The following is a 17,907-nucleotide window of genomic DNA, read 5'->3' as shown; positions in this document are numbered from 1 at the left end:
TTTTTTTTCAATTAATGAGCTGAAATGAAATCAAAAACCTACGTTAATACCAACCAGTATTGTACGTGGCTGAGGTGGGGTATAAAAATCAGTTCCGGTTGCGAATTTGAGATCCCTCGCACTCAGGTCATCTGTGTTTACCTCGGGATCCCACCCTTTGTAGTTGGTGAAAGTTGCCAGGTTCAGTCCGGAAACATAAAGCCTCACGCGATCCATTTTGATTTTGCTGGTAATGTTTGATGGTAAATTGTAGCCCAGCGTCACAGTACGAAGGCGCAAATACGACCCGTCCATGATATACCGGCTCGATGCCTGATTTCCATTCCCGCGGTAAAACCGGGCCTCCGGAACATTTGTATTCGGATTTTCAGGAGTCCACGCATTGAGCTGATCGGTAGTCTGATTGTCTTCATAGATACCATTGGCAGATGCATATTGGCCTACCCCGTAGAAATTGATCTTATTGCCGGCGACTCCGTTGAAGAACACATTGAGGTCGAATCCTTTGAATGAAAAGGTATTGGTAATACCCCCTACAAGTTTAGGGTTCGGGTTGCCCGACACCACGCGCTGTGCACTGTTATATCCGCTGTTGGTGACCGTAGTCCTGCCTTCTGTCGGCGTATTTTTATAAAAAAGTGCATTCCCATTTGCAGGGTCAACTCCCGCGTATTCAACGGTATAGAAAACACCAACCGGCTGTCCTTCCATCACGCGGCTCATATTTGCGAGACCACCTTCGATAATCTGGTCCTGAATATCGGTAACCTTATTTCTGTTTGCAGCCAGGTTAAGAGAAGTGCTCCACTTGAATTTTCCGATCAGGTTTTGCGTATTCAGTACAAATTCGAAGCCTTTGTTTTCGAGCTTGCCTACATTGGCGACTTTGATCGAAAATCCTGTGGTGGCCGGTACATTTACTTCCAAAAGCAAACCGTCGGTCTTTTTCTCGTAATAGTCAATTTCACCATTGATCCGGTTGTTGAACAAACCAAAGTCAATTCCAAAATCTGCTTGTTTTGTCGTTTCCCATTTCAGGTCCGGGTTGGCTAGCTGGGAAGGCCGCTGGCCTGCTGCTCCCGCATAGCCCGCGTCTCCTGAGAACAAGCCAAGCTGCGGGAAATCGCCGATTTCGGAGTTGCCTGTCGAACCATAGCTTCCTCTTAGTTTAAGGAAGCTAAGCACATTGTTGTCTTTCAGGAAATTCTCTTCCGTGAGTACCCAACCCGCTGATACCGACGGAAAAAATCCATAACGGGAATTAACACCAAAACGCGACGATCCGTCGATCCTTGCACTGGCAGAAATCAGGTATTTCTCTGAAAACTTATAGTTAAACCTCAGGAAATAGGAGAGGAAGCGGAAATTGGTTTCCGACGAACTCCCGCCCGATTTCGTAGCAGCACTCGCGATCTTTTTGTATGAATTGGACGGGAACTGGGATCCTTCAATGAAACTTAGTTTGTTTTGAGATTGCTGGTACGACATCCCCAGCGTGGCACCGATACTGTGGTTGCCCATTGTCTTGTCGTAAGAAAAAAAGTTGTTTGTATTGTAATTTGTAATAAATGTGGCAAAATTCTCTCCCAGGCCACTACTTGCCGTGCTCACATTCCGTACGTTCTGCGTTTGGTAGTAGCTTTCTTCATTCTGATTGAGGAGATCAATGCCAAGCTCACTCCGGAACTTCAGTTCAGGTGTGAAGCTGATCTGCGCGTAAGCATTGGTCAGGTTCCTGAATGAAGTGGCTATAAAGCTGGCATACTTACTCGTGATCATCGGGTTGAAATAAAGCGGTACACCCACTTCTCCCGGCGGTGTTCCTGTGGGCAAGCCAGTTGAAGGATCGGTAAATGGGGTGAGTGGGGTAAGGGCGGCCATTTGTAATGGGTTGGAAAATGCATTATCACCTGGCAAACGCCTGTTAATGGTTCTCGCCAGTCCCATCGATAGCCCTACCTGCAACCACTTATAAGCCTGATGATCCAGGTTCATTCGGGCCGAAAGTCTGTTCAGCTTATTTCCTATTATTACTCCTTTTTGGTCCAGATATTGGCCGGAGATAAAGAATTTTGTCTTGTCACTTCCTCCGTTCAGCTGAAAATCCAGTTGTTGCATAGGCGCTTTCTGGAAAGCCTGGTCCTGCCACAAATATTCTTTCTGATCGGGTGTGCCAAACGTGCCAAGGCTGTAATCGTCCAGAAACCCTCCTTCTCCCAACAGGTACTGGGTGTAAGAGTCTGGATCACTCGGGTCTACATCGTCAATACGGTCGCGGTTGTTGGCCGCCATGGTATAAAATTTCACATATTGGTCTGCATTAAGGAAATCTACCCGACGGGTCGCTTCTGACGAGCCGAGCTGGTAGTTGATGCTGACATTGGTTTTGCCCGCTTTTCCGCGCTTGGTTGTGATCAAAACCACGCCATTTGCGGCGCGTGACCCATAAATTGCCCCCGCGGAAGCATCTTTCAGGATTTCGATGGATTCAATATCATTGGAATTAATATCCGCAAGCGGGTTGGTAGCGCCCCCTGTGCTGTTACTTACGTCCGCCGTCGTGATCGGCATTCCGTCAACGACATAAAGGGGCTGACTGCTCGCGCTGATCGAGGAATTTCCCCTGATCCGGACATTGATTGCCTGCCCGAGCTTGCCGCTGCCGCTGTTCACATACACGCCGGCTGCTCTTCCCTGTAAAGCCGCATCGACGCTCGCCACAGGCATATTCTGGATTTCGGTACCTTTTACCTGTGCGATATTGCCAGTCAGATCGCGCTTAATCTGAGAGCCGAAGCCAGTTACTACCACTTCGCTGAGGTTACGTGTGTCGCTTTTTAACTGCACATCGATGACACTCTGGCTACCCACCGTCAGTTCCTGGCTTGTCATCCCAACGAAACTGAAAATGAGTACGGATTCGGGGCCGGAAATATTGATAGTATAGTTTCCGTCTGCGTCTGTCTGCGTTCCTGTAGTTGTTCCTTTTAGTTGTACTGAGGCGCCGGGAAGGGGAGAGCCATCGTCACTTGATACTTTTCCAGTAATTCCTACTGCTTGTCCGTGTACAGACATCCAGGCAGCGACACTGAAAATAAATGCCAGAAGCAAAGTTTTTTTCATAGCTATTAGGTTTGGTTATTGTGCAATCTTTCAAAACAAAGATATGTTTATCCGAAATATAGCCAAATTTTATTGCGAACAAATTAGGAGTTGTATAGTATAATTTGTGGCATTTATGTAGGAGAGAAGATGTGTCAGATGTTACCTGATTTCCGCCATAGGAGTGTGCCTACCAGTATTTACCCCGCTGAGCCGCAAACAAGATGCCGCGCCAGACGATTTTCAGGTGACTGATCATCGTTGGAAGTAAGCCGAAATGTTTTTTTAGAACCTTGAACCTGTCTGCAAGGGAGCGACGGTGTTTTTTAACGGAAGTTCCTCCCAACAGATAACGGCAGAGCACAAACGGAATAAGCCGGATTGATCCTGCTCTTTTAAGACAATTGATTTCCCAGTCAATATCGGCGCTAAGATTAGTGATATCGTAGAAAGGCGCAATGTCTTTTTTCGCGATAAATGCCTGATGACATATTTTCATGCCAAGATTAAAATCTTTCCAGCTGATATTTTCGGATAAGGAATGTGGCGTAAACTGGCTCCTTAATCCCTGTTCTGCACCCGATTCATCGACCATCATCGCATCGCTGTAATGCACATCTGCTCCGCTTTCGAGGATTCCAAGCAGGTTTTTCATGACGTTTGGGGCGTATATTTCGTCGCCCGCATTCAGAAACCAAAGATATTTCCCGCGAGCCAGCGCAATTCCCTTGTTCATGGCGTCGTAAATACCTTTGTCTTTTTCGGAAATGATACGCGAAATCAGATCGGAATAACGTTCGCAAATCTCTATTGTACCATCTTTCGATTCTCCGTCAACAATCAGATATTCGACCAGCGCCGGATTTTCGACTGCTTCCATCGCTGCCCGGACACTTTTGAGCGTGCGCTCCACAAAGCGTTCTGCATTATAAGTAACGGTAATAATAGTGAGCCTCGGCTGATTATCCATTCAAAAGAGACTGATATAATTGTTGGTACTGATCTGCGATTATCTTTTCAGAATAACTTACCAAAACCTTCTCGCGTGCGCGGGCCGAGATTTCACCGTTTTGATTGTTTTCCAAAATCCACCTGATACCTTCAGTTAATGATATAGCCGACCGGGATCCGGCCACATAGCCATTCACTTTATGATCGATCATTTCCGGGATTCCGCCCGTTTCAAAACCCACGGCTGGCGTACCGCATGCCATTGCTTCCATGATCGTGTTTGGAAGATTGTCCTCCAGAGACGGAACAGCGATCAGGTCAGCCGCATTATATGCATCGACCATACCATCAGGTTCCGTAATTTTTCCAAGGTAATGGACCGTTACCGGAAAATCGCGCAGGTTGTTTTTATGAGCTTTTCCAAAAATCATCGCCTCAATATCCGGAAACTGTTTTTGCAATAACACCAGTGCTTCCTGAAAATATATAAACCCTTTCCGGATATCCTGAATATTTGCACCGGTAAAAAGCACCAGCTTTTTATCCGCAGGTAACCCGAGGGTTTTTCTGACCAAATGCTGCTCGCGCGGCTTAAAAAAAAGCGTATCGATACAATTTGGAATGCTTCCGGAAGTTTTCGCGGCCGTAAGAGGGGCTTGCTTCACCATTTGGTCGAGCCACTTGCTGGGAGAAATCAGTGCAAGTCTGGGCTGTGCATACAGCGCTTCTTTCAGCTCAAACTGAGAAAAAGAAATGTCGTACTGATCTGGTTTAGCGAGGTAAGGGCAATAGGAGCAGTGTGTTAAAAAACGATCGCAGCCGCGACTGTAATGGCAGCCGCCCGTAAATGTCCACATATCATGCAGGGTCCATACAATGGGTTTTCCAAGTTTAAACAGCTTTTGCAGCGAGCTGAGTGATAAAAAACCGAAATTTATCCAATGTATGTGGATTATGCCGGCCTGACGGACGAGTGGGTGTTCGGAGATATCGATACCGGCATCGGCTGGTGAAAAGGCAAATCGAACGGATGCATCTTTTTCGTGGGGGTAAAAGGCGAGACGCTCGGCGATAAAATGTCCCCAAATCCTGCGTTTTTGCCATTTGGTATGGGCTATTCCGGTCACATTTTGTTCTTCCCGGCTCAAAAACGGTGTTAATAAATGCGATTCAATCCCGGATTTCAGCAATGCCCTATGGAGCCTTACTGCCGCCACTCCTGCGCCTCCTTCCAAATGAAATGTACTTAAATGAAGTACCATGTAAATGTTTTGTGCTGATCCGGTTCCGCCGGCAATCGTTATAAGTGGTAAATTTAAACAGTTCCGGGGTTAAAAATTTTATTCGTTAATCTATCTTTATCGGGAAATAAGTAAACTGACGATCATGTCTAATGAAAAGCGCAGCCACGAGGCGCATTCGGAGTGGTACGATGTTCAGTATGCAACGAAGGAAGCGAAGGACCGTGCGATTGAGCTGTGGGAATATGATAACAAGCATAAAACCATCAATCACTGGATCCATCATCGCATGCTGGCGTTGGCAAATCCTTTCATGAACGAAAAGAAATCCTGGCTGACAGTTGGCGATGGGTATGGTTTCGATGCCAATTATTTTCACGAGCACGGCCTCGAAGTGACCGCGACGGACATTTCAGAAGCTTTTTTGCCGCTATCCAAATCAAGGGGATTTATTAATAATTACGCGGTTGAAAATGTAGAAAAGCTGACTTTCGCGGACCATAGTTTTGACTATGTTTTTTGCAAAGAAGCTTACCATCACTTTCCACGGCCGTATTTGGGCGTATACGAAATGCTGCGCGTTGCCAGAGAAGGTATTATTCTGATCGAGCCGCACGATCCTATTTCAAAAATGCCTTTTTTACTTGCACTAAGGAACATTTTTGACCGCTTTGATACGACTTTGTTACAGAAATACTGGAAAAACAGGTATTCGTTTGAAGAAGTCGGGAATTACGTTTTTAAGCTGTCTGAGCGCGAAATGGACAAACTTGCAAATGGAATGGGCCTTCCGATGGTCGCTTTCAAAGGCATTAACAACAATTATTATCATCCTTCATACAGTCAGGAAAAAGCGGACGATTCCTCATTGGCTTTTCGGAAAATAAAGCGCAAACTCGCATTTCACGACTTTTTGACAAGAGCTTCCTTAATGCCTTCACAGGTATTGTGCGCGGTGATTTTCAAGAAGGTACCTTCTCAGCAAACCCTGGAAGCTATGCGAAAAGACGGTTTCCAGATCCACACTTTCCCGCCCAATCCCTACGCGCGCTGATCACTCACCCGGCCGGAACCCGATCGGCGACCTGTCCTGATTTGGCGGATTGAGCAGATAAGTAAGTGCTTCATGAATGTCTTTGAATTTGATCTCCATTTCATTTTCAAGTGCATCAATTCTGACTTTCAACTCTTTGGAATCGAGGTAAAATTGCCGCATCGTCACGAAGGCGCGCATAATGGTAATATTCACCTGCAATGCTTTCTTACTTTTCAGGACACTGGATAACATAGCCACACCTTGCTCGGTGAATGCAAATGGGAGGTATCTATTGCCGCCCCATGATGAGGTCACATTTTGTGACCTCAAAATTGCCAATTCTGCCTGTGTCATCTCAAACATGAAATCAGCCGGGAAGCGATCTGCATTTCTTCTGACGGCCTGCTTTAATGCTTTTGTCTCAACTCCATACATTTCTGCCAGATCAAAATCCAGAATCACTTTGAACCCGCGCAGATTGAAAACCTTGTTTTGAATGATATCCAGTTCCATAAAATCTTTTGAATGTTTGTTGTCCATTTGTATCAATACGCGGCGATTCGACTTTGGTAACAGGTAAAACTGAAATTTTTTGGTAGGTTGAAATATGCATAGTTTTATGCCCTGTAAATAATCAAGAGTTAATGCTTCCGGACTTAAAAGAGAAAATCGCCGTGATTGGCCTGGGGTATGTGGGGCTACCGCTGGCAGTGGCGTTTAGTGATAAGTACGATGTTTTAGGATTCGATATTAACCGGCAGCGCATTTCGGAATTGCTTCGACACGTGGATGCAACCCGGGAAATTTCCCGGCAGGAGCTTGAAGCAGCAGCGAGTCTCCGCTTTTCCGATAAAGAATCTGATCTGGAATCTGCCAATATTTACATTGTCACGGTACCCACTCCCGTAGATCATCGCAAGAAGCCCAACCTGATTCCGTTGCTTGATGCCAGCAGAATGATCGGGAAATACCTGCGAAAAGGTGATATCGTGATCTACGAATCAACAGTTTATCCCGGTTGTACGGAGGAAGATTGCGTGCCGGTACTGGAAGAAGCCAGCGGGCTGAAATACAATGTAGATTTCTTCTGCGGCTATTCCCCGGAGCGCATTAATCCGGGAGACAAAGTGCGCACTTTTACTAAAATCAAAAAGGTAACTTCCGGCTCTACACCTGAGATTGCAGCTTTCGTCGACAGGCTGTATGCTTCAATTATTACCGCCGGAACGCATTTGGCGCCCAGCATTAAAGTAGCAGAAGCATCCAAAGCGATAGAAAATGCGCAGCGCGACGTGAATATCTCCTTTATCAATGAACTGGCGCTGATTTTTGACAGAATGGGGATTGACACCACGGAGGTACTCGAAGCCGCAGGCACCAAATGGAATTTCCTTCAATACAAACCCGGGCTTGTGGGTGGGCATTGTATCGGCGTAGACCCTTATTATCTCGCTTATAAGGCGGAGTCACTGGGTTACTATCCGCAGGTTATCCTGTCGGGGCGGGATGTGAATGATACGATGGGTATTTTCGTAGCGAATAAGCTGGCCAAGTTGCTGACCGGAAAAGGGCACAGACTGGATCAAAGCCGCGTTTTAATTCTCGGAATTACATTTAAGGAAAATTGCGCAGATATGCGGAATACAAGGGTAGTTGATGTGTACCGGGAGCTGTGTGACTTCGGCTTGCAGGTGGATATTTATGATCCATGGGCATCACCTGAGCTCGCGTTGGCAGAATATGGAATTAAATTGGTTTCCAATCCGAACCGGCAATATGAAGGAGTTGTATTAACTGTGGCGCACGATCTGTTCAGAAAGCTGGATTTTAAAGACTTTACGCGTCCCGAATCTGTGATTTATGATCTTAAATCGGTATTACCGAGGGAGATGGTCGATGCCAGGTTGTGAGGGTTACTCGCGCCAGCCGAATATATTGAGTTGCAGGTCCATCACATCATTACCACGATAGCGGCGATTAGTAAATGGTCTTTGCCGGTGCTGATTGGTATCTACATAATATCTGAAACCATTTTCTTCGAATATCCGGATCACGTCGGCAAGTCCCTGGGGATTGTTAAAGTAGGAGTGGAATTCTACAAAAAAGTTGCTGACGTGCTGCAAATCGTACCGGCAATCGTCCAATACTTCTTTTTCCGCACCTTCAATATCCATTTTCAGGAAATCAATGTGCTTTTCCGCCAGGATGAAATCTTTCAAACGAACTGAGGCGATCTTCTTTTTTTCGGACTGGGAGTAAATAGAAGAAGAGTCAGCGGATTCGCTGCCAAACCAGATCCCTTCCGAATCTTTCCAAACAGCTTTATCAATTACCTCGACACCCTGTACTGCATTCGCAGTCAAATTCTTTTTCAGCAGTGAAGCAATTTCAGGTTCCGCCTCAAATGCGACTATCCGCGCATTTGGATACAGGTTTTTAAAATACAAAACACTCATCCCCACATTCGCCCCGCAATCAAAAATGACGGGCTGCGGATTCTTAGTTTCGAAATGATAGAACTCATCTGCAAAAATCTCCTTATGCTGCCAGAGAAAAGACATCGCGTCGGGAACCGTCAGTTTATATTTTCCGAAAGCTACGTCCGTCAATTTGTAGCGCGGGCTATTGCCGTATTTCAATAATAAACCCACAAATTCGCGCCCCGCGGCAGTGTTCAGCGCATTGTATGGTTCTTTAAGCAGGTATCGCAGCCAGTACATAGTGTCGGGGATCAGATTCGGTACTTGACCCAGTTTTTTATTTTTACAGAAAATGGTAAGTCGTAATATTCCCGGAAATGCCGGATAACGTGCTCGTCAGGTTTCAGATCGTGGCGCATTTCAACCGTCCCGGTATTCATTTCCTGACCATAATCGCCAGATTTGAAAGTAAAATTAGTGCCGCTTCCGTCTGTTCCTATGTTTTTTATTTTGGAATGAACAGGATATAAACCAAAAGCCTGATGCTGCGACTGAGTATAGGTCCAGCGGATCGCCCAGGAATCTATTACGCCGCGCTGCTGCTTGACCAGCATGGGCCAAAGGTCGCTACCACCTTTTTCCAGGGTTGCACGGGCCTGGGCGACATCTTTTGAATCCGTGAGATTTGTCGCATTCCAATCGGCTTTTCGCCATTTATCAACCCAGGTACCCCAGCCCCAGGAGCTTGCCCGAGGCGCGAGGTAAACATCATGTTTATAGTTTTTAGGGACAGAAATCGGGGGCGTATAGGCAGTTACAGAGAAGATATCACTTCGTGAACTGTACACATTCAATGCCTCATTCATGTAATCCAGAAAATCCGGCGTAGTAAGCATATCGTCTTCCAGCACGATCACTTTACGATATTGAGAAATCACTTGGCTTACTCCTTTTATCACAGAAGCCGCCAGCCCCAGATTTGTTTCCGATTGTGTGATGTTTATTTTTTTAAATCCTTTCAGTTCAGAGAGATAAACGTGTATCTCTGCAATCGCTGCTCGGTCTGATTCCTTTTTAGGACCGTCAGAATAAATGTATAATTCGCTTTCCGCAGCTAATGCATTGGCCTGCAGATATTCCAGTGTCTGGCGCAGATGCGCAGGCCGGTTGTAGCAGAATAACACGATTGGAGCGAGCGGTTCCGACGGGCTCATCAGTTTTTATAAGCGTCAATGATCAGAGAAGTATAGCCGAGCTTGCCGCCTTTATTGCGATCGTCGTGGTCGACTGACCGACGCACCATGCCGTCTTCGATCCGCCACGGATTTTGATGGAATTGACCGTTTTCATCAAAATATTCCAGCGGCTTCACCTTAAAACCAATCTCTTCCAGAAAACCGGACATAATCTGATAATTGTACAGGATTTTATGATCGTCGGCGCCTTCACCCGTTCCGCCGGGTTTGACGTAGTTGATGTAATCTTCGCTTGTATGGTAACCGTCCGGTACTGCTACCCGCAAAAATCCACCCGGTTTCAAATACATATAACAATGCCTGAAAGCGAGCTTCCCTTCCTCGGGAGTAAGGTGTTCCCAAACGTGCTCGGCAAGTATACGGTCAATGCTGTTTTCATCGAAATACTTAGCCCAGTCGCTTTGTTTCAGTAAGTTAAGTGTTTCAATGTCGGAGTGGATCCAGCCTTTGTACACCGAATACATAGAGCCGACAACCATATTGATCGGTTTGGTTCGGTCATAAGTGGTCAACTGGAAAAGGCTGAACGGTTCTTTGAGAAGGCCGGCTACTATTTTTTGTTTTAATGACATCGATCAGACTGATATTTAAATACTTTCCGGAACACAGGAAGTTTTTACCCAAAGATAATAAAGTTAAAAAGAGTTGCGCCCCTGTCAGTCGACTGCATTTTCGCCAAATGGGCGGCAAAAACTATTTATGTTTCAGCAAACTGGTCTTAAAAAACTGCCATCCCAAACTAAATCCGGCAGAGATATCCTCTGAAACTTTCCAAACCAAAATGCCGCCCCCGAATATTGCTGTAACCAAAACCGACCGAAGTAAAATATCGAACAGCACATTGCTCAATACCTTCGATTCAGCCGGAGCCGGAATGAAGTAAACCGAGAAATAGGCAAGCGCAGCCAGAATCGCTACCTTGAAAGTGCCGAGGGTAAATGGCTGAATGCCCATTTTATGTTTAATAAAAAAGAGTTTCACCAGGTTATAGGTGATCGTCGAGAATAAAGCAGCCGCGGCTGCCCCGTTGTACCCATATAACGGGATCAGTAACTGGTTGCTCAGCAGTAACATTACCGTAAAAAACAGCATGAATACGATATCGTAACGGTAGAATTTCGAGTTGGTCAGAATTTCGGTATTCAGCCCGGTCGCCATATCTGTGATCCTGGAAATCCCCACCATAAATACTACCCATTTTCCCTGCGAGTAAATGTCTGATTTAGGTATAATTCCAAAAATAGAATCGATGTTACACCAGATGCCAAGGAATAGGAACGTGCCGATAATGAACAGGTTAAGGGATGATTTTTTGTAAATATTATCAATTTGTGCAATATCATTTTTGGCGTAAGCTTCCGAAATGATCGGCGCACTGATCATAACGATGCTATTGCGGGGAATGGAAATGACCAGCGCGATCCGGGAGGCAATATCGAAAATGGCGGTGTTGCCCAAACCGCCTTCAAAAGCAGGCAGTAGCACTTTTTCAATGTGAGGAAGCAATGCCGCACTGGCACCGCCGAGCAGAACCCAAAGTCCGTAGCGGTACATCTCCTTGAATGCGGGATGTTTGATAAAACCGAAATCCAGCGAAGTATACAATCTTTTTTGAAAATGAAGGTAGATCAGCATCGCCGTGATCGCCAATGCATAACTGAGAACCGTAAGCCAGACGAGGGTATCAAATGAAATGATCTTGAACCCAAAAAGAATAACCAGCAGGCTATTCAGCAGACGTAAACCTACTTCACGGATCAGGGAGGGAACTGCAATGCGAAGGTTAATGCGAGAATACGATTCCAACGCCAGTAAATAAACCATCCCTACCGTTAGGGGAATGAAAACGTAATAGTACTTGACCAGCAAAGGAGAATGGTCGAGGTAGAACTTTAAATAGAGAGGCTTGAAAAGCAGATAAAGGGAAACAAATGCAGCCAGCCCGACAAGCGGGGTTACGATGATAAAGGTAAAAAGCTGCCTTCGTGAAGTATCGTCCTGAAACCGGCTGTGGAACCGCACCGCCACCGAGGGTACTCCAAGCAGTGCGAAAGACATGTAAATAACCGGGAAGGTAAGCAGGGTAGAGGCGTACAAACCCAGCTGCTCCTGGGTCATAAACTGGTTATAGAGTATCAGAATATTGAAAGTCCCTATGATTACTCCTATGTAGGAAACAATAGAGCTTTTAAATCCCTGACGAACAATAATCCCCATTGAGTGAACTTGATTGGCGGGACGAAATACGATAAAAAGGATTAGATACCCTAAAAGAATCCACGTTTTGAAAATTCTCAGCATTGTCGGTGCACGCCCGAATTTTGTAAAGATAGCCCCGCTTCACCGGGCGTTCTCGGCTTATCCTGATATTGAATCGAAGATTGTGCACACCGGTCAGCATCACGATTTTATAATGTCGGGAATATTCTTTAAGCAATTGCAAATTCCCAGGCCGGATCATTTTTTAGGTATAAATGGTGGCACACATACCCAGCAGACCGCGCAGATTATGCTGGCTTTTGAAGAGGTAGTATTACGTGAAAATCCGGATCTGATCATCGTGGTTGGCGATGTCAACTCGACGCTTGCCTGCGCGCTGGTGGCTGTCAAAATGCATATCCCCGTCGCGCATGTGGAAGCCGGGCTCCGGAGCGGCGACCGGACTATGCCGGAGGAGATCAACCGGATTATGACAGATTCTATTTCCGACCTGCTATTTGTGACCGAGCAGTCGGCGGTGCAGAATTTGTTGCGTGAAAATGTGCCTTCCTGTAAGATCCACCTTGCCGGAAATGTGATGATCGATTCGCTGGTTTACTGCCAGCAATATGCGGACAACCTGAATATTGATTCAAAGCTTGGTGTACCGGTAAATGGGTATATGGTCATTACAATGCATCGTCCCGCGAATGTTGACAGTATAGCCGGGCTGACAAAGCTGCTTGAAGTGTTAAAAAGCCTTACCGTGATCCGGCCCGTGATCTTTCCCGTGCATCCCCGCACGCTGAAAAACATCCATTCATTTCAATTGTTTAACGATTTTTCAGTGGTTCAAAACCTGAAATTGATTCCCGCATTGGGTTATCTCGAATTTATCAGTCTTGTCAAAAATGCAGCGCTGGTTATAACGGATTCGGGTGGAGTCCAGGAAGAGACTACTTATTTGCAAATACCCTGCATTACTTTACGCAGCAACACTGAGCGTCCTGTCACGATTCTGGAAGGCACCAATCACCTGCTGCCCGACTTTACAGTTGATTCAGTCATGCAGCTGACGCGTGAAATTTTATCTAATAAAACGAAAAACAGCAATATTCCTCCCTGCTGGGATGGAAATGCGGCAGTGCGCATTGCGTCGATCCTGAGAGAAAAGTACATTAATTCGTAGGTTTGTGACTGATCATGTCCAGGGAACAATACAATGTTGAAACAAATCAAAAACAGTGCGTGGGGTTTGCTTAATAAAATAGGTCTGGGTGGCAGCGTTCAGCTCTACCTCGACGGTGCTTTGAAGCAATATGGTTGGTTTAAAAGCTTTCACTCGAAACAGTCTGTCGACGCCAGCGGAAACCCGCTTCCCTGGTATACTTACCCTTTTATTTTGTTTCTGAAACCGCGGTTAAAGCCTGATTTTGTGGTTTTTGAATACGGCTCCGGCAATTCGACGATCTGGTATGCGAGCCAGGTGCGCTACATTACTGCTGTGGAGCATGAATCCGGGTGGATCAAACAAATTGCCCCGAAACTTCCCTCCAATACTATTTTGCTGGAAAAGCCGCTGGGAGAAACCTATATCAGAGCAGTGCAATCGACCGGCGACTTATATCATATAGTTGTGGTTGACGGCCGGAACAGGGTAAAATGCGCAATTTTTGCATCCGATTTTCTGACTGACGACGGAGTAATCATTCTTGATAATTCGGAAAGACCGTGGTACACAGCTGCAAAAGAGTATCTGGCCGCCAAAGGTTTCAGGAGGCTGGATTTTATCGGCATGACACCAATTGTGGGGATCGAAACCTGTACCAGTGTTTTTTATCGGGATGGAAATTGCCTCGGAATATGATTCAGAAGGTAAGGTGATACGTGATTTTCGGGCATATTAAGCCGCCCAGGTTACTTTTAAAGCGGCTCAGAGATTCCTTTGGTGCTCCGAGATGGTTCTGTGATGTTCCAAGGTCCAGTATCTTGAATCCATTTTGCTGGGCGAACTCATAGATTGTCTGAACCAATAACACGATGGGGCTAAACGACCCGTAATCCGGCAGGTAAGACGATAGAAAATTATATAATATCGATTTGCTGACCTTTACTGTGATTATCATTGCGATCACTGATGCACCGCTGGTAACTGTAAAAATCAAAAAGTTCTCCGGAAATTTTTGCATAAGCATGTGGAGTTCATCTTCTGAAACCGGCATTGAATAACCGTTATGCACCCTGCATTCTTTCAGGAAATGATAAGCCTCCCGGCTGGAAATTTTAGGTTCTAAGCCGGCCTGGAACCCGGCGTTCAGGCTTTTTCTAAGTCGCCTCTTTTCGGATAAATGAATTTGTTTGTAAAAATCGGTCGCAGAAATGGGAATATAGTGGTTGGGAAGGGTACTAATCTCGCAAAAGTGAGTATTCATGTAGGCCAGATGTAGTAGCTTTTGTATTTTAGGGTCGTAACAGGTTGGGGCTGTTTTGATTATCAGATTTTGCCCGGAATTTAATTTGATCCACTCTTTAATAGTATTGAGGAAAAGCGTAAGCTCTGCATTCGTGCATTTTTCGCGTACATGTATCCCGCCGAATGGAGCTCGCGGAGGTGAAACCCAGCCGTCGGATTTTTCTGCGTTGCAATGAAATTCTGCTAAGGGACTGGAAATGCAGTTTCTGAATAAAAAGAATGAAAAAATTTTGTGATCGCTTTGAGTCACAAGATGAGCAGGGGTGAAGAAAAGGCAGGCTTCTTCGGAGCTCTCATTCAAACAAGGAGGGTATTTGTCGAACACAAATACGACACTTCCGCTATTTTCTAAGGAAAATAAGGCAGCTTTTTGTAAATCGTGTGTAAGCAAGTGTGTGTAATTGTAATTATGAATATAAATGGTATACTAATTTGATATTTTTTATGTTTAATACAATGCAGATTGCTAAATTTGTTAATTATTCAAACAGTCCGGATTGAGTGTATGATAATAGCACTGGTTGGTAATCAAGTCTTTGAAGCTTTTCCAGGCTTAGCAAAGATGAAAGCTTAACATTAATTTAACCAGAGTTTATACATTTTATTGGCCCCAGCCCATTCATGAAACACATACTTATTGCCGAAGATCACGCAGTAGTGAGAATTGGTACAAAACACCTCCTCAAATCCCTTATTCCGGATTCTACTATTTCGGATGTTGACGATTTTGATAAAATTCTTCAGGAGCTTGAAGTAAAAGCATATGACCTTTTGATTCTCGACATCAACATTCCTGGCGGAAACACAACTAAAATGGTTGAAACGATCCGCCAGAAATCACCGGGTGTCAGAATACTGATGTTTTCAAGTTACGACGAACAGCTGTATGGGTTGATGTACCTGCAAGCCGGTGCCGATGGTTATCTGTCGAAAGATGCGCCTGAAGAAGAGTTCAAAACGGCCGTTATGAGCGTTTTGAATAATAAAAAGTACATGAGCGAAGATATGCAGCAGATGAATATCAATCGCCTCATCAATCCGAAGGAATATCTTCCGGACCCGATCGTTAGCCTATCACCGCGTGAAACCGACGTGATGAACTTGCTTAAAGAAGGGTTGGGTACCGCAAAAATTGCGGAGAAACTGAATTTGCAGCTTTCGACCGTAAGTACTTATAAAGCACGTATTTTCGAAAAGCTTGGCGTGAAGAATATCGTCGAGCTGATTACGAAAATCAAATAACCGATTACAATCATTTGAAAGGCTCCTGGATCAAATTCAGGGGCCTTTTTGGTTTATTGATAGCAAGCCGACGAGCCGGCACTAGTGATAAAGAATATGCGAAAATTAGAAGTAGATGAAATGAACCGCCTGAGTGTCGAGCAGTTCAGGGAAGCTGAGAAATTTCCCTTTGTGATTGTACTCGATAACATCAGAAGCCTTAACAATGTCGGCTCCTTTTTCAGAACGGCGGATGCTTTCAGAGCGGAGAAAATATATCTGTGTGGCTACACCCAGCAACCTCCTCACCGGGAAATCACAAGAAGCGCGCTTGGAGCCGAGCTGGCGGTGAGCTGGGAAAAATTTGAAAACACATCAAGTCTGGTGAAACAACTGAAAATCCAGGGTTATCAGATATGGTGCGTTGAGCAGGCAGAGGGAAGCACATCGTTGCAAAACTTTGAACCCGCGCCAGAAAAACCCTGTGCTTTTGTATTCGGGAATGAGGTGGAAGGCGTATCCGACGAGGTGATTGCTGAAAGTAACGGATGTGTCGAGATCCCGCAATTCGGGACAAAGCATTCATTTAATGTTTCCGTTTCGGCTGGAATCGTGCTTTGGGAATTTCTACGCAAAAAAATAACATAAATATAATATACGAAATTTGGTCTTTATCGATTAATAAACTGTAATTGCAAGTTCCAGCATTGTTCGTTGTACTCAGAAAATCAGATTATGAAATCCGCTACAAAAAGATTATCCACCGAAATTGCAGAAACTATCTCAGGTAAGATCGAATCGGTTTCAGCAGGTTCAAAAAAAATAAAAAAATCGATCGAAAAAGCTGCTGAGAAGCTCGCGAAGAAAGTGGCCAAGTTCGAGAAGGAGACTTTGAAGAAGAAAGAAAAAGAAGCAAAAAATGCTGAGAAAAAAATAAAGGGTAAAGCAAAAGACAAGAAGGAAAATAAGAAGAGCAAGGTTGAAAAAACTGAGAAGGTAGCGGCACTTGTTGCGGCGGCATCTTCAAAAGCGCCGGTTGCAACTCCTGTTAAGCCGGTTGTGAATAAGGTAGCAGCTGTAAAACAGGTCGCTCCCAAAACCAGGGTTTCCAAGCCAGCGGCTCCGAAACGGGTCTCAGTTACTCCGGAGCCTTCCCCAGCAGAACAGCAATAAGTCATTTGCAACAAAGCCAGCCTTCGGGGGCTGGCTTTGTTGCGCTACAAATCTGGAAAGTAGCCAATTGTCGCCAGCAGCCGGCCGGTCATGCCATTTTCAAAACGATACGAAAAATAGTCTTCGTTGTTTAAAACCGTAGAGTAAGGGGAGGTCTCAATGTTCTTCGGTAGCAGGCCAGCTGCCGCAAGCTGCTCACGGTTGGCTTTTTTTAAATCCACAAAATACTTCTCCTTTTCTGCATCCCAGCGTTTGGTGCCAGCTTCGAAATGCTGCGCTACATCTTCGCCTACCTCAAACGAGCATTTATCGATACAGGTACCAATGTAAGCCAGGCAACTTTTTGGATCCGTTCCGAATGCATTTTGCATTTCAGCCATCGTTCTGCTTGCTATCTGGCTTACGGTTCCCCGCCAACCGGCGTGAATGGCTGCGGAAGCATTTTTAACAGGATCGAAAATGAGGATAGGCGTACAGTCGGCAACGGTAACTGCCAGTTGAATGCCGGGTATGCCGGTTATCAATGCATCAAAGCCCTCGAAACGACCGGGCGTTTTTACATCGATGATCTCGCGCCCGTGTACCTGATGTGATTTGGCGACCTGCGGGAAGGGAACCCCAAGTGCGGAGAAAAATATGTGATTGTTTGCCAGAATATTTTCCCGTGAATCCTGCGAACCGCCCAGATTAAGGGATGCGAAAGGTGCGGGACTTATTCCGCCGTGCCTGGTACTTTCAGCAGCAATAAGGTGATCGAAGCGTGTGAAAATAGCTGGTCTGCGAAACAAAGGCTTTTTGCCTGAAGTAGCCTGGTCGGTCATTTTTCAAATAAATG

General features: G+C 45.4%; 17 protein-coding genes. 7 read left to right on the top strand and 10 right to left on the bottom strand.

Annotated elements, in window-relative coordinates:
* Positions 1–30: 30 nt before the first annotated feature.
* The 3 genes from FXO21_RS05560 to FXO21_RS05550 form a co-directional block, all read right to left on the bottom strand.
* A complete protein-coding gene (locus tag FXO21_RS05560) occupies positions 31–3,123 on the bottom strand; it encodes a SusC/RagA family TonB-linked outer membrane protein (RefSeq protein WP_149639167.1) in 3,093 nt (1,030 codons plus the stop codon).
* A gap of 169 nt (positions 3,124–3,292) precedes the next feature.
* Positions 3,293–4,072 carry a glycosyltransferase family 2 protein gene (locus FXO21_RS05555; protein ID WP_149639166.1) on the bottom strand — a complete coding sequence of 260 codons (780 nt, stop codon included), beginning with the start codon at positions 4,070–4,072 and terminating at the stop codon, positions 3,293–3,295.
* A complete protein-coding gene (locus FXO21_RS05550) occupies positions 4,065–5,315 on the bottom strand; it encodes a glycosyltransferase family 4 protein (RefSeq protein WP_149639165.1) in 1,251 nt (416 codons plus the stop codon). Before FXO21_RS05550 ends, FXO21_RS05555 begins: the two co-directional genes overlap by 8 nt.
* A 124-nt stretch (positions 5,316–5,439) precedes the next feature.
* On the opposite strand from FXO21_RS05550, the gene FXO21_RS05545 reads away from it, so the two are divergent.
* Positions 5,440–6,348 carry a class I SAM-dependent methyltransferase gene (locus FXO21_RS05545; RefSeq protein WP_149639164.1) on the top strand — a complete coding sequence of 303 codons (909 nt, stop codon included), beginning with the start codon at positions 5,440–5,442 and terminating at the stop codon, positions 6,346–6,348.
* Here FXO21_RS05545 and FXO21_RS05540 read toward each other — a convergent pair whose 3' ends face one another.
* Positions 6,349–6,870 carry an ORF6N domain-containing protein gene (locus FXO21_RS05540; RefSeq protein WP_225865578.1) on the bottom strand — a complete coding sequence of 174 codons (522 nt, stop codon included), beginning with the start codon at positions 6,868–6,870 and terminating at the stop codon, positions 6,349–6,351.
* A 104-nt stretch (positions 6,871–6,974) separates the two neighbouring features.
* Here FXO21_RS05540 and FXO21_RS05535 point away from each other — a divergent pair, with 104 nt between their 5' ends.
* On the top strand, positions 6,975–8,240 hold the full coding sequence (locus FXO21_RS05535; RefSeq protein ID WP_149639163.1) for a nucleotide sugar dehydrogenase: 1,266 nt from the start codon (positions 6,975–6,977) through the stop codon (positions 8,238–8,240).
* A gap of 3 nt (positions 8,241–8,243) precedes the next feature.
* On the opposite strand, the gene FXO21_RS05530 is transcribed toward FXO21_RS05535, so the two are convergent.
* From FXO21_RS05530 to FXO21_RS05515, 4 genes are all read right to left on the bottom strand, one after another.
* The gene (locus FXO21_RS05530) at positions 8,244–9,050 is read right to left on the bottom strand and encodes an FkbM family methyltransferase (RefSeq protein WP_149639162.1); all 807 of its coding nucleotides are present in this window, start codon (positions 9,048–9,050) and stop codon (positions 8,244–8,246) included.
* An 11-nt stretch (positions 9,051–9,061) separates the two neighbouring features.
* On the bottom strand, positions 9,062–9,964 hold the full coding sequence (locus tag FXO21_RS05525; RefSeq protein ID WP_149639161.1) for a glycosyltransferase: 903 nt from the start codon (positions 9,962–9,964) through the stop codon (positions 9,062–9,064).
* A complete protein-coding gene (locus FXO21_RS05520; RefSeq protein ID WP_149639160.1) occupies positions 9,964–10,578 on the bottom strand; it encodes a class I SAM-dependent methyltransferase in 615 nt (204 codons plus the stop codon). The genes FXO21_RS05525 and FXO21_RS05520 overlap by 1 nt, the downstream gene beginning before the upstream one ends.
* Positions 10,579–10,699: 121 nt before the next feature.
* Positions 10,700–12,223 (bottom strand): lipopolysaccharide biosynthesis protein, encoded by a 1,524-nt coding sequence (locus FXO21_RS05515; protein WP_192579167.1) that lies wholly within the window; start codon positions 12,221–12,223, stop codon positions 10,700–10,702.
* A gap of 67 nt (positions 12,224–12,290) precedes the next feature.
* On the opposite strand from FXO21_RS05515, the gene wecB reads away from it, so the two are divergent.
* Entirely contained in the window at positions 12,291–13,394 is a 1,104-nt protein-coding gene (wecB, locus tag FXO21_RS05510) for a non-hydrolyzing UDP-N-acetylglucosamine 2-epimerase (protein ID WP_149639158.1), read from the top strand.
* Positions 13,395–13,427: 33 nt separating this feature from the next.
* Positions 13,428–14,072, top strand: a complete 645-nt coding sequence (locus tag FXO21_RS05505; RefSeq protein ID WP_149639157.1) for an FkbM family methyltransferase — start codon at positions 13,428–13,430, stop codon at positions 14,070–14,072.
* A gap of 1 nt (position 14,073) precedes the next feature.
* Here the strand turns inward: FXO21_RS05505 and FXO21_RS05500 are convergent, their stop codons facing one another.
* A complete protein-coding gene (locus FXO21_RS05500; protein ID WP_149639156.1) occupies positions 14,074–14,637 on the bottom strand; it encodes a GNAT family N-acetyltransferase in 564 nt (187 codons plus the stop codon).
* Positions 14,638–15,299: 662 nt separating this feature from the next.
* Between FXO21_RS05500 and FXO21_RS05495 the strand changes: the two genes are divergently transcribed.
* The 3 genes from FXO21_RS05495 (at position 15,300) to FXO21_RS05485 (ending at position 17,072) form a co-directional block, all read left to right on the top strand.
* The gene (locus FXO21_RS05495; protein ID WP_149639155.1) at positions 15,300–15,920 is read left to right on the top strand and encodes a response regulator transcription factor; all 621 of its coding nucleotides are present in this window, start codon (positions 15,300–15,302) and stop codon (positions 15,918–15,920) included.
* A gap of 96 nt (positions 15,921–16,016) precedes the next feature.
* Positions 16,017–16,547 (top strand): RNA methyltransferase, encoded by a 531-nt coding sequence (locus tag FXO21_RS05490; protein WP_192579166.1) that lies wholly within the window; start codon positions 16,017–16,019, stop codon positions 16,545–16,547.
* Positions 16,548–16,634: 87 nt separating this feature from the next.
* Positions 16,635–17,072, top strand: coding sequence for a histone H1/H5 family protein, HCT subfamily (locus FXO21_RS05485; protein ID WP_149639153.1), 438 nt, complete (start codon positions 16,635–16,637; stop codon positions 17,070–17,072).
* Positions 17,073–17,116: 44 nt separating this feature from the next.
* On the opposite strand, the gene pgeF is transcribed toward FXO21_RS05485, so the two are convergent.
* Positions 17,117–17,893 (bottom strand): peptidoglycan editing factor PgeF, encoded by a 777-nt coding sequence (gene pgeF, locus FXO21_RS05480; protein WP_149639152.1) that lies wholly within the window; start codon positions 17,891–17,893, stop codon positions 17,117–17,119.
* Positions 17,894–17,907: the final 14 nt, after the last annotated feature.

Source organism: Dyadobacter sp. UC 10, from assembly GCF_008369915.1.
Classification (GTDB): Bacteria; Bacteroidota; Bacteroidia; order Cytophagales; family Spirosomataceae; genus Dyadobacter.
Note: the sequence above shows the minus strand (reverse complement) of the source record. Positions and strands in the feature narration are given on the sequence as shown.

Excerpts from the sequence above, each read along its gene's own strand:
- FXO21_RS05505 (WP_149639157.1), top strand. The coding sequence starts at position 13,428 with ATGTTGAAACAAATCAAAAACAGTGCGTGGGGTTTGCTTAATAAAATA.
- FXO21_RS05555 (WP_149639166.1), bottom strand. The coding sequence starts at position 4,072 with ATGGATAATCAGCCGAGGCTCACTATTATTACCGTTACTTATAATGCA.
- FXO21_RS05545 (WP_149639164.1), top strand. The coding sequence starts at position 5,440 with ATGTCTAATGAAAAGCGCAGCCACGAGGCGCATTCGGAGTGGTACGAT.
- FXO21_RS05535 (WP_149639163.1), top strand. The coding sequence starts at position 6,975 with ATGCTTCCGGACTTAAAAGAGAAAATCGCCGTGATTGGCCTGGGGTAT.
- FXO21_RS05490 (WP_192579166.1), top strand. The coding sequence starts at position 16,017 with ATGCGAAAATTAGAAGTAGATGAAATGAACCGCCTGAGTGTCGAGCAG.
- FXO21_RS05525 (WP_149639161.1), bottom strand. The coding sequence starts at position 9,964 with ATGAGCCCGTCGGAACCGCTCGCTCCAATCGTGTTATTCTGCTACAAC.
- FXO21_RS05550 (WP_149639165.1), bottom strand. The coding sequence starts at position 5,315 with ATGGTACTTCATTTAAGTACATTTCATTTGGAAGGAGGCGCAGGAGTG.
- FXO21_RS05530 (WP_149639162.1), bottom strand. The coding sequence starts at position 9,050 with ATGTACTGGCTGCGATACCTGCTTAAAGAACCATACAATGCGCTGAAC.
- FXO21_RS05540 (WP_225865578.1), bottom strand. The coding sequence starts at position 6,870 with ATGGACAACAAACATTCAAAAGATTTTATGGAACTGGATATCATTCAA.
- FXO21_RS05560 (WP_149639167.1), bottom strand. The coding sequence starts at position 3,123 with ATGAAAAAAACTTTGCTTCTGGCATTTATTTTCAGTGTCGCTGCCTGG.
- FXO21_RS05485 (WP_149639153.1), top strand. The coding sequence starts at position 16,635 with ATGAAATCCGCTACAAAAAGATTATCCACCGAAATTGCAGAAACTATC.
- FXO21_RS05500 (WP_149639156.1), bottom strand. The coding sequence starts at position 14,637 with ATGAATACTCACTTTTGCGAGATTAGTACCCTTCCCAACCACTATATT.
- FXO21_RS05495 (WP_149639155.1), top strand. The coding sequence starts at position 15,300 with ATGAAACACATACTTATTGCCGAAGATCACGCAGTAGTGAGAATTGGT.
- FXO21_RS05515 (WP_192579167.1), bottom strand. The coding sequence starts at position 12,223 with ATGGGGATTATTGTTCGTCAGGGATTTAAAAGCTCTATTGTTTCCTAC.
- pgeF (WP_149639152.1), bottom strand. The coding sequence starts at position 17,893 with ATGACCGACCAGGCTACTTCAGGCAAAAAGCCTTTGTTTCGCAGACCA.
- FXO21_RS05520 (WP_149639160.1), bottom strand. The coding sequence starts at position 10,578 with ATGTCATTAAAACAAAAAATAGTAGCCGGCCTTCTCAAAGAACCGTTC.